6 protein-coding genes, 1 tRNA gene and 1 rRNA gene are annotated in these 14630 nt (G+C 68.4%); 1 reads left to right on the top strand and 7 read right to left on the bottom strand.

The features are described from left to right. Positions 1-63: 63 nt before the first annotated feature. The 4 genes from LJ657_RS40065 to LJ657_RS40050 form a co-directional block, all read right to left on the bottom strand. A complete protein-coding gene (locus tag LJ657_RS40065; RefSeq protein WP_232654612.1) occupies positions 64-903 on the bottom strand; it encodes a helix-turn-helix domain-containing protein in 840 nt (279 codons plus the stop codon). Positions 904-1148: 245 nt separating this feature from the next. After that, positions 1149-3857 carry a DNA translocase FtsK gene (locus LJ657_RS40060; protein WP_232654611.1) on the bottom strand — a complete coding sequence of 903 codons (2709 nt, stop codon included), beginning with the start codon at positions 3855-3857 and terminating at the stop codon, positions 1149-1151. A 124-nt stretch (positions 3858-3981) separates the two neighbouring features. Continuing rightward, positions 3982-4662, bottom strand: a complete 681-nt coding sequence (locus tag LJ657_RS40055; RefSeq protein WP_232654610.1) for a response regulator — start codon at positions 4660-4662, stop codon at positions 3982-3984. Positions 4663-4906: 244 nt separating this feature from the next. Beyond that, entirely contained in the window at positions 4907-10378 is a 5472-nt protein-coding gene (locus LJ657_RS40050; protein WP_232654609.1) for a HAMP domain-containing protein, read from the bottom strand. Between the two features lie 376 nt (positions 10379-10754). Between LJ657_RS40050 and LJ657_RS40045 the strand changes: the two genes are divergently transcribed. After that, positions 10755-13508, top strand: a complete 2754-nt coding sequence (locus LJ657_RS40045; protein ID WP_232654608.1) for a SpoIIE family protein phosphatase — start codon at positions 10755-10757, stop codon at positions 13506-13508. A 52-nt stretch (positions 13509-13560) separates the two neighbouring features. Here LJ657_RS40045 and LJ657_RS40040 read toward each other — a convergent pair. The 3 genes from LJ657_RS40040 to rrf form a co-directional block, all read right to left on the bottom strand. Then, positions 13561-13636 (bottom strand) — tRNA-Thr (locus tag LJ657_RS40040). A 96-nt stretch (positions 13637-13732) separates the two neighbouring features. Then, positions 13733-14395 (bottom strand): DegT/DnrJ/EryC1/StrS family aminotransferase, encoded by a 663-nt coding sequence (locus LJ657_RS40035; RefSeq protein WP_232654694.1) that lies wholly within the window; start codon positions 14393-14395, stop codon positions 13733-13735. Between the two features lie 114 nt (positions 14396-14509). Further along, positions 14510-14626: ribosomal RNA gene (gene rrf / locus LJ657_RS40030) — 5S ribosomal RNA — on the bottom strand. Positions 14627-14630 lie beyond the last annotated feature (4 nt).

The raw sequence follows: 14630 nt of genomic DNA, 5'->3' as shown, positions 1-14630 counted from the left end.
ACGTCGACGGGGTTGGCCGATCTTGGCCAACCCCGTATGGACCTGCGTACCTGCCGGTCGGCGTCACCCGGCCTGGGGGTCGCCCTTCGTGTATGTCAGGCGCTCAACCGCGCCGGGCTGGAAGTTGCCGTCGATCTTCTTTCCGTTGACGTAGAGCTGGATCGCGCCCGCGTCGCCGAGGACGAGGTTGATCTTCTCGCTGTCCTGGAAGGTCTTGGAGTCACCCTGCTTGAGGAGTCCGTCGAAGAGGAGCCGGCCGTTGTGGTCCTTGGCCGAGATCCAGCTGCGCCCGTCGGCAGCGCTGACCTGGACGGTCACCTTGTCCTGGGGCGCGGCCGCGATGGCGCTGTCCGAGGGGTTGGACTTCGGGTTGTCGGACTTGCTGCTCTTGGGCGCGGGCGAGGCAGACTTGCTGGTCGAGGGCGTGGATCCCTCGGCGACCTGCGTCTTCGTGCCGCCGTCGTCGCTCCCCTTGAAGGCGGTGAAGCCGACGAAGCCGACCACGGCGACGATCGCGGCGACCATGGCCGCGGTCCAGTTGGGCCCGCGCCGCTCGGGTCGGATGCGTTCCGCCTCGAAGAGGGGGGCTGCCGGGGTCGGGGCCGGGCGGCCGCCGTGCTCGGCGTCGTACCGCGCGAGCAGCGGGGCCGGATCGAGGTGGACAGCCTTGGCCAGGGTCCGGATGTGGCCTCGGGCGTAGACGTCGCCGCCGCAGGGGGCGAAGTCGTCCGCCTCGATGGCGTGCACGATGGCGATGCGGACCCGGGTGGCATTGGTGACGTCGTCGACGGTCAACCCGGCCGCGATGCGTGCCTGCCGGAGGGCATGGCCGACGGAGAAGCGGGCTGCCTCGCGATCGTCTTCGAACGGACGCTCGTCTTCAGGGGAGTTGCCGATGGACACGGGGGCGCCTTTCGAGCGTTTAAGCCACCTGTGCTGGAGGTTCAGTCTATGGGGGGTGCGAAAGGGTGGGGCAACCGGGCGGTCGGACTTTGTAGCCCATCGGAATGGCCGGACACGCCGATGGCGGGGTGCGCGATTGTCGCTTCCCTCAACTTGACGTACGGGGAAGGGAAACGGTTGCTCAATGATCCCTTACGGGTGAGTCACGATCGGACATCGGTGGCCCACCTGCGCGAGCCTCTTTCTCAAGCCTCCCCGCGGATCACCGCGAGCACTCCGTCCAGCTCGTCAGCCTTCACAAGAACGTCACGAGCTTTCGACCCTTCACTCGGTCCGACGATGCCCCTGGACTCCATGAGGTCCATGAGCCGCCCGGCCTTGGCGAAACCGACGCGCAGCTTGCGCTGGAGCATGGATGTCGACCCGAACTGTGTGGACACCACCAGCTCGGCCGCCTGGCACAGCAGGTCGAGGTCGTCGCCGATCTCCTCGTCGATCTCCTTCTTCTGCTTGGTGCCCACGGTGACGTCGTCCCGGAAGACGGGCGCCATCTGGTCCTTGCAGTGCTGGACGATGGCCGCGACCTCGTCCTCGGTCACGAAGGCGCCCTGCATACGGGTCGGCTTGTTGGCCCCCATCGGCAGGAACAGCCCGTCGCCCTTGCCGATCAGCTTCTCGGCACCCGGCTGGTCGAGGATGACGCGGCTGTCGGCGAGCGAGGAGGTGGCGAAGGCGAGCCGCGAGGGCACGTTCGCCTTGATCAGACCGGTGACGACGTCGACCGAGGGCCGCTGCGTGGCAAGCACCAGGTGAATGCCGGCCGCGCGCGCGAGCTGAGTGATGCGCACGATCGCGTCCTCGACGTCCCGCGGCGCGACCATCATCAGGTCGGCGAGCTCGTCGACGATCACCAGCAGATACGGGTACGGCTGCAGCTCCCGCTCGCTGCCTTCGGGCAGCTTCACCTTGCCGTTGCGGATGGCCTCGTTGAAGTCGTCGATGTGCCGGAATCCGAACGCGGCCAGGTCGTCGTACCTGAGGTCCATCTCCCGTACGACCCACTGGAGCGCCTCGGCGGCCCGCTTCGGGTTGGTGATGATCGGTGTGATCAGGTGCGGGATGCCCTCGTAGGCGGTCAGCTCGACCCGCTTGGGGTCGACGAGGACCATACGGACGTCCTCGGGTGTCGCGCGGACCATGATCGACGTGATCAGGCAGTTGATGCACGACGATTTACCGGAACCGGTGGCCCCGGCCACGAGGACGTGCGGCATCTTCGCGAGGTTGGCCATCACATAGCCGCCCTCGACGTCCTTGCCGAGCGCGACCAGCATCGGATGGTCGTCCTCGGCGGCTGCCGCCAGGCGCAGCACGTCACCCAGGTTGACCATCTCGCGGTCGGTGTTCGGGATTTCGATGCCGACCGCGGACTTGCCGGGGATCGGGCTGATGATCCGCACGTCCGGGCTGGCGACGGCGTACGCGATGTTCTTGGTCAGCGCGGTGATCCGCTCGACCTTGACGGCGGGGCCGAGCTCCACCTCGTACCGCGTGACCGTCGGTCCGCGGGTGAAGCCGGTGACGGCAGCGTCCACCTTGAACTCGGTGAAGACGTTGGTGAGTGACGCGACCACCGCGTCGTTGGCCGCGCTGCGTGCCTTGCCGGGACCGCCACGCGTGAGGAGGTCGAGCGACGGCAGGGAGTAGGTGATGTCGCCGGCGAGCTGAAGCTGCTCGGCGCGGGCGGGCAGGTCGCCCGGCGCCTCGGGCGCGGGCTTGGTGAGATCCGCGACCTCGACCTTCAGCTTCTCCTGCTTCGGGCGGGCGGCCGGCACGGCCTTCGGCGCCGGCGTGGGTGTCGGTGTGCTCTCCTCGCGGTCCCCGACGCTCACCCCCTGGGTGAGGTCCGCGACGATCGGGGAAGGCGGCATGCCGTGCATGACGGCGCCGTCGAGCGCGGCGGCAGCTGCCGCTGCGACGTCCACGGCGTCCATGGGGCGCTGCATGTCGGGCTGTGGGACGGCGGACCTCCGCGGGCGGCCACGACGCCGCGAGAGGGCCTCCTGCTCCGCGCTGTCGGGGTTGTAGGCCTCCGGGGCCGGACCGCGCCTGCGCGTGCGCGCCGGCAGCGCCTCGCGCCACTGCTCGTCGTAACGCTGCTCGTCCTCGGTGAACTCGTCCTCCTCCGGATCGTGAAGGACGCCGAGCTTCACACCGAGCAGCCGCAGCCGCTGCGGGATCGCGTTGACCGGGGTGGCCGTGACGACGAGCAGCCCGAAGATCGTCAGCAGCACGAGCAGAGGTACGGCCAGGACGTCGCCCATCGCATATCTCAGCGGGGTCGCCGCCGCCCAGCCGATGAGGCCGCCGGCGTCCCTTATCGCCTGCATGCCGTCGCTGCGGGCGGGCGCCCCGCAGGCGATGTGGACCTGGCCGAGCACACCGATGACGAGCGCGGACAGCCCGATCACGATGCGGCCGTTGGCCTCGGGCTGCTCGGGGTGCCGGATGAAGCGCACGGCGATCACCGCGAGCAGTATCGGCACGAGCAGGTCGAGGCGGCCGAAGGAGCCGGTCACCAGGATCTCGACGAGGTCACCTACGGGCCCGCGCAGATCGGCCCAGGTGCCTGCGGCCACGATCAGCGCGATGGCGAGCAGCAGCAGGGCGATACCGTCCTTGCGGTGTGCCGGGTCGAGGTTCTTGGCGCCGTTCCCTATGCCGCGGAAGACGGCGCCGACAGTGTGCGCGACACCCAGCCACAGGGCGCGGACAAGCTTGTAGATACCACCTGTCGGGTTCGGCGCAGGCTTCGGCGGGGGCGCCGACTTCTTCGCCGCGGCTTTCTTGGCCGGCGCCTTCTTCGCCGGAGCCTTTTTCGCAGCGGCCTTCTTCGCCGGAGCCGCCGCCTTCTTCGCGGGCTGCTTCTTGGCAGCGGAGGGACGTGAGGCCATAGGTGTGAGGTTACCGGTGGAGGCGACAGCGGACACGTGTGCCTACTGCTTCACCCGTTCGTGTCGCCCCGTAGCGGGCGCGGAACTGACGCGTCCTCATGGGTAACTGGTCCGCGCCCGGAGGTCAGTTCTGCGAGGACACGGAGGACGCGCTGCCGGCGCCCGGCTCCAGGGCGTCCAGTGCCCGCCGCAAGCCCGTGAGTTTGCGTTCGAGATGGGCCGCGGTCGCCACCGCCGCCGCGTCCGCCGACTCGTCGTCGAGCTGTTTCGACAGGGCCTCGGCCTGCTCCTCGACCGCCGCGAGCCGCGCCGACAGCTCGGCGAGCAGGCTGGCGGGCTCCTTGGTCTCGCCGACCGCGGTCTTGCCGCCGCCCTCCAACTGGAGCCGCAGCAGCGCCGCCTGCTCCCGCAGCTGGCAGTTCTTCATGTACAGCTCGACGAACACCGAGACCTTGGCGCGCAGCACCCACGGGTCGAACGGCTTGGAGATGTAGTCCACCGCACCCGCCGCGTACCCACGGAAGGTGTGATGCGGGCCGTGGTTGATCGCGGTGAGGAAGATGATCGGGATGTCCCGGGTCCGTTCTCGCCGCTTGATGTGTGCGGCTGTCTCGAAACCGTCCATGCCTGGCATCTGGACGTCCAGCAGAATGACCGCGAAGTCGTCCGTGAGCAGTGCTTTGAGCGCTTCCTCCCCGGACGATGCCCGCACCAGCGTCTGATCGAGCGCAGAGAGGATGGCCTCCAGCGCAAGCAGATTCTCCGGCCGGTCATCGACCAGGAGGATCTTGGCCTTCTGCACCATGGCCCGCCCTCCTCGCCCCGGATGTGCACCGGGCGCCGCCCCTGGGGACGACTCCCTTTCGCCGCCCGTCCTTGTGCCGGTCATCGTAGCCGTACCCCGCCCGTCGCCACACCCTGTCACCGTGATGTCACTGTGCACGTAGCAGAAACGTAGCGGGAGACCAGAAGGTTCCCCGAATCCCGTACTTCTACACGGCTTCGGGCACACTGAGTCAGCAACTCCGTGTGAACATCGATGGTTCTTGTCACTCCCCCCGCATCCACTGCTCCATCACCGACAGCAGGTGATCGGGATCGACCGGCTTGGTCACGTAGTCGGAGGCGCCCGACTCGATCGCCTTCTCCCGGTCGCCCTTCATCGCCTTCGCGGTCAGCGCGATGATCGGCAGGCCCGCGAACTGCGGCATCCGGCGGATCGCCGTGGTGGTCGCGTAGCCGTCCATCTCGGGCATCATGATGTCCATCAGGACGACCGCCACGTCGTCGTGCTGTTCCAGGACCTCGATGCCCTCGCGGCCGTTCTCGGCGTACAGCACGGACAGCCCGTGCTGCTCGAGCACACTGGTCAACGCGAAGACGTTACGGATGTCGTCATCGACGATCAGCACCTTCTGGCCGCCGAACCGGATGCCGCGGTGCACCTGCGGCGCCGCGTCCTGCTCCGGGGCCGACCACTGCTCCTGAGCCGCCAGGCGCTGATCGGCGTCGAGACCGTGCCGGCGGCGGCGCCTGAAGAGCGCGGCGGCGCCGTTCTGCGTCTCCCGGTACGACTTCACCTCCGCCGGCGTCTCGATCTCCACCTCGGAGAGATGGGCCAGGTCCGCGGCGGCCACCAGATCGCCGGCGTTCAGGGCGGGCAGGGCCTGCTGGTACCCCTGCGGCGGCAGTTCGCTGGGATGCAGCGGCAAATACAGCGTGAACGTCGAACCGCGTCCCGGCTCGCTCTGCGCGTGGATCTCACCGCCGAGCAGCTGCGCGATCTCCCGCGAGATCGACAGCCCGAGGCCCGTACCGCCGTACTTGCGGCTCGTCGTGCCGTCAGCCTGCTTGAACGCCTCGAAGATGACGCGCATCTTGCTGGCGGCGATACCGATGCCGGTGTCGGTCACCGAGAACGCGATCAGGTCCGCGTCCGGGTTGCTCATCGACCCGGCCTCGAGCAGCTGCTCCCGGATCGCCACCGGCACCTCCCGGCCGGCCGGCCGGATGACCAGCTCGACGGCCCCGGAGTCGGTGAACTTCACCGCGTTGGACAGCAGGTTCCGCAGCACCTGAAGCAGCCGTTGCTCGTCGGTGTGCAGCGTGGCGGGCAGCTCCGGAGAGACCCGTACGGACAGGTCGAGGCCCTTCTCCGCGGTCAGCGGCCGGAAGGTGGCCTCCACGTAGTCGACGAGCTGGACGAGCGCGATACGCGTCGGGGAGACGTCCATCTTGCCCGCCTCGACCTTCGACAGGTCGAGGATGTCGTTGATCAGCTGAAGCAGGTCGGAGCCCGCGCCGTGGATGGTCTCGGCGAACTCGACCTGCTTCGGGGTGAGGTTGGAGTCCGCGTTGTCGGCGAGCAACTTGGCCAGGATCAGCAGTGAGTTGAGCGGAGTGCGCAGCTCGTGCGACATGTTGGCGAGGAACTCGCTCTTGTAGCGCATCGACACGGCGAGCTGCTCGGCACGCTCCTCCAGGACCTGCCGGGCCTCCTCGATCTCGGTGTTCTTGACCTCGATGTCGCGGTTCTGCTGGGCCAGCAGCTCGGCCTTCTCCTCCAGTTCGGCGTTGGACGCCTGGAGGGCCTTCTGCCGGTTCTCCAACTCGGCCGACCGTTCCCGGAGTTGCTCGGTCAGCTCCTGCGACTGCTTCAGCAGCTGCTCCGTCTTGGTGTTGACGGAGATCGTGTTGACGCTGGTCGCGATCATTTCGGCGATCTGGTTGAGGAAGTCCTTCTGGATCTGCGTAAAGGGGTTGAAGGAGGCCAACTCGATGACGCCGAGCACCTTGCCCTCGAACAGCACCGGAAGGACGATCACCTGTGCGGGCGGCGCCTCGCCGAGGCCGGAGGAGATCTTCAGATAGCCGCTGGGCGCGTTCTCCACCAGGATCGTGCGCTTCTCCTCGGCGGCCGTCCCGATCAGCGCCTCGCCCGGCCGGAACGACGTCGGCATGGAGCCCATCGAGTAGCCGTACGACCCCAGCATGCGCAGCTCGTACGCGTCCTCGCTGTCGGCGCTCAGGTCCTTGCCGTCCACGGGCGTCATCGCCACGAAGAACGCGCCGTGCTGTGCGGAGACCACCGGTGTCAGCTCGCTCATGATGAGCGAGGCCACGTCCTGCAGATCGCGGCGGCCCTGCATCAGAGCGGAGATACGGGCCAGGTTGCCCTTCAGCCAGTCCTGCTCCTTGTTGGCGATCGTGGTGTCGCGCAGGTTGGCGATCATCTTGTTGATGTAGTCCTGGAGCTCCTGGATCTCGCCGGACGCATCGACGTCGATCTTCAGGTTCAGGTCACCGCGGGTCACCGCGGTCGCCACGCGCGCGATGGCGCGCACCTGCCGAGTAAGGTTTCCTGCCATTTCGTTCACGGACTCGGTGAGGTCGCGCCAGGTGCCGTCGACGTCACGCACGCGTGCCTGACCGCCGAGCTGTCCTTCCGTGCCCACCTCGCGGGCCACTCGGGTGACCTCCTCGGCGAAGCTGGACAGCTGGTCGACCATCGTGTTGATCGTCGTCTTGAGTTCGAGGATCTCGCCGCGGGCGTCGATGTCGATCTTCTTGGTCAGGTCACCCTTGGCAATGGCCGTGGTGACCATGGCGATGTTGCGCACCTGACCGGTCAGGTTGGACGCCATCTGGTTCACGGACTCGGTGAGGTCCTTCCACGTACCGGCCACACCGGGTACGTGCGCCTGGCCGCCCAGGATGCCGTCCGTGCCCACCTCGCGGGCCACCTTGGTGACCTGGTCGGCGAACGAACTCAGCGTCTTCACCATGGTGTTGAAGGTGTCGGCGAGCTGCGCGACCTCGCCGCGCGCCTCGATCGTCACCGTCCGCGTCAGATCGCCGTTGGCCACCGCGTTCGCGACCTGGGAGATGTTCCGCACCTGCATGGTCAGGTTCTTGGCCATGAGGTTCACGTTGCCGCTGAGGTCCTTCCAGATGCCCGTGACACCCGGAACGTGCGCCTGGCCGCCCAGGATGCCCTCGGTGCCCACCTCGCGGGCCACCCGGGTCACCTGCTCGGCGAAGCTCGACAGCTGGTCGACCATGGTGTTGACCGTCGTGACGAGCTCAAGAATCTCGCCCTTCGCGTCAACAGTGATCTTCTTGGACAGGTCACCCTTGGCGACGGCGGTCGTGACCTCGGCGATGTTGCGCACCTGGATGGTCAGGTTGTTCGCCATGAAGTTCACGGACTGCGTGAGGTCCTTCCAGGTGCCGGAGACACCCTGGACCTCGGCCTGCCCGCCGAGCTGCCCCTCCGTGCCCACCTCACGGGCGACCCTGGTGACCTCCTCCGCGAACGACGACAGCTGGTCCACCATCGTGTTCAGCGTGTTCTTCAGCTCCAGAATCTCACCGCGCGCGTCCACGGTGATCTTCTGCGAGAGGTCACCGCGGGCGACCGCGGTGGCGACCTGGGCGATGTTGCGCACCTGGGCCGTAAGGTTTCCTGCCATACCGTTCACGGAGTCGGTCAGGTCGCGCCACACGCCTGCCACACCGGGCACCTGCGCCTGACCGCCGAGGCGGCCCTCCGTGCCCACCTCACGGGCCACCCGGGTCACCTGGTCGGCGAACCCGGAGAGCTGGTCGACCATCGTGTTGATGGTGTTCTTCAGCTCCAGGATCTCGCCGCGCGCGTCGACGTCGATCTTCTGCGAGAGGTCACCCCGGGCGACCGCCGTGGTCACCTGGGCGATGTTGCGCACCTGAGCGGTCAGGTTGCCGGCCATCCCGTTGACGGAGTCGGTGAGTTCCTTCCAGGTACCGGCCACACCCGGTACGACAGCCTGGCCGCCCAGCCGGCCCTCCGTACCCACGTCCCGGGCCATCCGCGTCACCTGATCGGCGAAGGACGACAGCTGGTCCACCATCGTGTTCACGGTGTTCTTCAGCTGGAGCATCTCGCCGGAGACGTCCACGGTGACCTTCTGCGACAGATCGCCGTTGGCCACCGCCGTCGTCACCTGGGCGATGTTGCGCACCTGTCCGGTGAGGTTGCGGAATGCGGTGTTGACCGAGTCGGTCAGGTCCTTCCAGGTACCGGCCGCGCCCGGCACCTGCGCCTGACCGCCCAGCTCACCCTCGACACCGACCTCGCGCGCCACTCGCGTGACCTCGGAACCGAAGGACGACAGCTGATCCACCATGCCGTTGACGGTGTTCTTCAGCTCGAGCATCTCGCCGGCCACGTCCACGGTGACCTTCTGGGAGAGGTCACCGTTGGCCACCGCCGTGGTGACGGCAGCGATGTCCCTCACCTGAATGGTCAGATTCCGGAACACCGTGTTGACGGAGTCCGTCAGGTCCTTCCACGTACCAGCCGCGCCCGGCACGTTCGCCTGACCGCCCAGCTGGCCCGCGGCGCCGACCTCGTTGGCGACGCGCGTGACCTCGTCCGCGAAGATCCGCAGCGTCTCCGTCATCTGATTGATCGTGTCCGCGAGCTGAGCGACCTCGCCCCGCGCGGAGACGGTGACCTTCTGCGACAGGTCGCCGTTGGCGACCGCGGTGGTGACCTGGGCGATCCCGCGTACCTGGGCCGTCAGGTTGCCGGCCATGAGGTTCACCGAATCGGTGAGGTCCTTCCACACGCCGGCCACACCCGGCACCTGGGCCTGGCCGCCGAGCTCGCCCTCCGTGCCCACCTCGCGGGCGACTCGCGTCACCTCGGAGGAGAAGGACGACAGCTGGTCCACCATCGTGTTGACGGTGTTCTTGAGCTCCAGCATCTCGCCTGCGACGTGAACCGTGACCTTCCGCGACAGATCACCCTTGGCCACCGCGGTCGTCACCAGCGCGATGTCCCGCACCTGGGCGGTCAGCCGGTACGCCATCGTGTTGACGGAGTCCGTGAGGTCCTTCCACGAACCCGACATGCCACGCACGCGTGCCTGCCCGCCCAGCTTGCCCTCGGTGCCCACCTCGCTGGCCACGCGCGTGACCTCGTCGGTGAAGGTCGACAGCTGGTCGACAAGGTTGTTTACAGTCCGTCCGACCTTGAGGAACTCCCCGCGCAGCGGATGCCCGGTCCCGTCCGGCGCCTGCGTCCGCAGCTCCATACGCGGCGAGAGATCGCCCTCCGCGACCGCCGACAGCACCCGGCCGACCTCGGAGACGGGCCGTACGAGGTCGTCCACGAGCGCGTTGGACGCCTCGATGGCGGCCACCCAGGAGCCCTCATAAGCACCCGTCTCCAGCCGTTCGGTGAGCTTGCCCTCGCGGCCCACCATGCGCCGCACCCGCGACAGCTCGCCCGTCAAATGCAGATTGCGGTCGGCCACCTCATTGAAAACCGCCGCGATCTCCGACATCACGCCGTCTCCGGACACCGTGAGCCGCTTCCGGAAGTTCCCGTCGCGCATCGCCACGAGAGCCGCCAGCAGTCGGTTCAAAGACGCCGTGTCCACCGCGGTGGTCCCGCCACGCGGTTTGCGCTGGTTGTTCAGGGACTGTCCGCCTTTCGCGCGCGTCTTAGTGCCCCGCGTCGCTGCGCCAGACTCCACTGTGTCCCTCCCGCAGGGGTCGACCGTTACTGCTGTGCTCCGGTACTACCGCTGGACGTACCAGTTACTGCTGCTTGCCTCTGCCCGATGTACCAGGCCGCACCACGGGCTGCTGCCCACTGCACGCGGAAGCCACTCGGCCTGTCCGGACCTTCACAAGAAGCTTGCCCAGTGTTTCACCCTGCCTGAACCCGGCCATAACAGTTCGGCAGCTTCGCACATCGTCCGCACACCCTCTGGGCGGAAACACTGCAGACCGGCATCCGCATGGCCGTCGAAGGTAAGTAACCTTGCATGCGGCTGTCCAGCCACGCCGGTCCGTCCGGCCTGGGCGGTGGCACGAGAACGAGCGGGCATCGGAGGGGCGGCCGCACACATGACCACCGGACTGATCCCGGGGGAACAGCCCCCGGACCCCCGGCCGACGGGCGGTCTGCCGCATCAGCGGCACGAGCCGGTCGGCCAGGCAGCCCTGCCCGTCGACAACCGGACGAGGAGTTCTGTGATCACCGCGCGCGCGGCCGCCAGCTTCGAGCCTGTCGGACGATCGGTAGCGACCGCCCGCTCCTTCGTCCGCGACACCCTCCAGGGCTGGGGCTTCGCCGACATCGTCGACGACGCCGTGGTCCTCACCAGTGAGCTGGTCACCAACGCCGTGGTGCACGCGGGCACCTCCGCGGACGTCCTGTGCCTGCGCAGCGACGAAGGCGTACGGATCGAGGTGGCCGACCGGTATCCCGAGCGGGAGATCCCCCTCCAGGGGCACCCCGTCAACATGGGCAGCCCCGACCGGGAGGGCGGCCGGGGACTCCAGCTGTGCGCCGCCCTCGCAAGCCGCTGGGGCGTCGAGTACACACCCACCCACAAGCAGGTCTGGTTCCAGCTCGACCTCCCCGAGCGCGCGGTGGGCACCCGCGCCGCCGGCCCGTCCCTGCCCGCCGACCTCCTCCCCCTCGCCGACGGCCGGGTCCGTGTCGCGGTGGTCCAGATCGACCGCGGCGGCTCCATCACCTCGTGGAACGAGGACGCGGAGGAACTCTTCGGCTACCCCGCCGAACAGGTGATCGGAAAGCCTCTTACCGATCTCGCCGCCTGGCCGCACACCCCGGGCACCAGCACCGGCATCGCTGAGGCACTCCAGCTCTCCCGCTGGGAGGGCAGTTACGGCATAAGGGGCGCCAACGGGCGCGTCACCCCCGTGTACGCCTCCCACCTCCGCGTCCGTGACACGGGCGGCGAGCCGTCCACCGTCTGCCTCCTCGTCCGGGACCATGAGCGGGCCGTGCTGCAGACCCCCATGCGCATCCCGGCTTCCGACGCCTCACCCACCGCCGACGGCCAGAGCACCGACCCCTTCGAGGTGTTCATCGGCTCTCCGGCCCCGGACGACCTCGACGGCCTCCTGCAGCGCACGGTGGAACGCGCCCGCGACATGCTCGACGCCGACTCCGCCTTCCTGCTCCTCGCGACCGACGACGAAACGGAGCTGGAGGTCCGTGCCTCCACGGGCCTGCCCTCCGCCCGCCAGCGCTTCGCGCGCGTGCCCGTCGAGGCGGGCCCCGGCCGCTACGGCTCGGCCCGCATGCCGGCCGTCCACGACGACCTCACGGCCGTACCCGGCGCCGTTCCGCTCCTCAGGGGCACGGGCATGCGCTCGGTCGTCACGGTCCCCCTGAAGGTCGAGGGCCGCCTCACCGGCTCCCTCGGCGTGGCGGCCGAGAGCCCCGGCAGATACTCGAACGAAGAGGCCCTGCGCCTCCAATTCGCGGCCGACCGGATCGCGTTGGCCGTCGAGTCGGCCCGCCTCGGCGAACTGGAACGCCTGCGCCGAGGCTCGCTGAGCTTCCTCGTCGAGGCCTCCGACCTCCTGGCCGGCACCCTGGACCGCGACCAGACCCTGGCCCTGATGGCCCAGATGACGGTCCCCACCCTCGCCACCTGGTGCGCCGTCTACACGATCGCCGACCAGGCCTCCGAGCCGTACCTGTCGTACGTCCTGCACGAGGACGAGGAACTCATCGACGGCATCAAGTCGCTGCTCTCGAAGGTCCCGCCGCCCGACCCGGTACCGACCCCCGGCGCCCGCGTCTGGTCGGCCCCCGGCGAGGTCGCGCACCAGGCGGCCCTACGCAGCTCCATGCGCAGCCTCGGCCTGAGCGGCGGCCCGACCCGTCAGATCGCCTCGGGCATCGGCCCCACGCTCGCCACCGCCTCCGCGGTCGGTGGCGAGACGGTCGTGCTGCCCCTGGTGGCGCGTAACCGAGTCATCGGCATGCTGACCCTCGGCAAGCCCACCGACGAACACTTCCGCCAGGAAATCCTGGAACTGGCCGAGGACTTGAGCCGCCGGGCCGCCCTGGCCCTCGACAACGCCCGCCTGTACTCGGAGCGCACGGCCATCAGCCAGGCCCTCCAGCGCAGCCTCCTGCCCCCGGAACTCCCGGAGATCGGTGGCGTGGAGGTCGAGGTCATCTACCGCGCGGCCGGCGAGGGCAACGAGGTCGGCGGCGACTTCTACGACCTCTTCCCGATCAGCGACGGCGCCTACGGCTTCGCCATCGGCGACGTCTGCGGTACGGGCCCCAACGCGGCGGCCGTCACGGGCCTCGCCCGGCACGCACTCCGCCTCCTGGCCCGCGAGGGCCTCAGCGGCCCCGCGGTCCTGGAGCGACTGAACTCGGCCATTCTCGACGAGGGCGCCCGCAGCCGTTTCCTGACGCTCCTCTACGGCGAGCTACGGCCGCAGGAGGACGGCAGCGCGGAACTGAAGGTGGTCTGCGCCGGACACCCCCTCCCGCTCCGTCTGCGCCAGGACGGCACGGTCGAACCGGCAGCCGAGCCCCAGCCGCTCCTCGGCGTCATGGACGACCTGGAGCTCTACGAGCAGACAGTCACCCTCGACCCGGGCGACGTCCTCCTGTGCGTCACAGACGGTGTCACGGAGCGCCGTGAGGGCACCCGCATGCTCGGCGACGACGGCCTCACCGACGTCCTCACCACCTGTACGGGCCTGACCGCCGGCGCGGTGGCCGCCCGCATCATGCGCGCGGTGGAACGCTTCGCGTCCGACGCCCCGTCCGATGACATGGCCATTCTGGCGATGCGGGTCCCGGGCCTCCACAAGGACTGAGGAACCCACGAATACGAAAAAGGCCCCGCCCAATTGGGCGGGGCCTTTCGAGTGGAGCCCCCAAACGGAATCGAACCGTTGACCTTCTCCTTACCATGGAGACGCTCTACCGACTGAGCTATAGGGGCCTGTCACCTTGGAGGTTTTCCCTCTCGGCAACGGAATAGATCATACCCCGAACAGACACGTGCTCCCAACCGCGTCGCCCAGTGCCTACCGCCTGATCAGAAGGCAGGCTGAAGCAGCCCGCCCAGCGCATTGCACGCGCCCACGATCCGCTGCATGTCCCGCTTCGTCAACGCGGCGTCCACGGGCAACGCGAGGGTCTCGTCGGCGGCCCGCTCGGTCTCCGGCAACGACACGCACCGGCGGAATTCCGGCAGCCGGTGCACAGGCGTCTTCACCGGCACCCGGCAGTCAACTCCCCTGGCCCGCACGGCCCGAGCGAAGGCATCCCGATCCGGCCGCCCGTTACCCGGCACCCGCACGACGTACTGCTGATAGGTGTGCCCGTCACCGCCGTCGGGCGTCCACACACCCCTCAACTTGGCGTCGAGATAGGCGGCCCGCTCCCTCCGCTGAGCGATCTCGTCGTACGGCGCCTCGGACTCCCCCTGCTCCAGCACCAGAAGCCCGTGCCGCTGCCCCACACCGTGCAGCCGCGCGATGTCGGCGGGCCGACCGAAGCGGTGTACGACAACGACCGCCGCAGTCCGCGGAGTTACGGCTGCCTCGACAGCGGCCGGGTCGAGGCAGTACGTCAGCGGATCTATGTCGGCGAACACCGGCTGTGCGCCGGCGAGGGCGACGGCCCCGGCGACCTCGGAGTTCCCGAAGCCCGGCACGACAACCTCGTCACCGACTCCGACGCCGGCGGCCCTGAGCATTGCAGCAGTACCCATGCTTCGGATGGTGGTTGCGCAACGTGAACTTCAAGTGACGGAGAACAAAAAAGGGTTGGACCCCGAACCGAAGTTCGGGGTCCAACCCATTGAATGATTGTTCGGCGGCGTCCTACTCTCCCACAGGGTCCCCCCTGCAGTACCATCGGCGCTGTAAGGCTTAGCTTCCGGGTTCGGAATGTAACCGGGCGTTTCCCTCACGCTATAACCACCGAAACAC

The sequence above is a fragment of the Streptomyces guryensis genome, assembly GCF_021261325.1.
Lineage (GTDB): Bacteria > Actinomycetota > Actinomycetes > Streptomycetales > Streptomycetaceae > Streptomyces > Streptomyces guryensis.
This window is presented reverse-complemented; position numbering and strand designations above follow the sequence as displayed.

Coding starts and splice junctions, on each gene's coding strand:
- LJ657_RS40060 (WP_232654611.1), bottom strand. CDS start 3,857: ATGGCCTCACGTCCCTCCGCTGCCAAGAAGCAGCCCGCGAAGAAGGCG.
- LJ657_RS40055 (WP_232654610.1), bottom strand. CDS start 4,662: ATGGTGCAGAAGGCCAAGATCCTCCTGGTCGATGACCGGCCGGAGAAT.
- LJ657_RS40045 (WP_232654608.1), top strand. CDS start 10,755: ATGACCACCGGACTGATCCCGGGGGAACAGCCCCCGGACCCCCGGCCG.
- LJ657_RS40035 (WP_232654694.1), bottom strand. CDS start 14,395: ATGCTCAGGGCCGCCGGCGTCGGAGTCGGTGACGAGGTTGTCGTGCCG.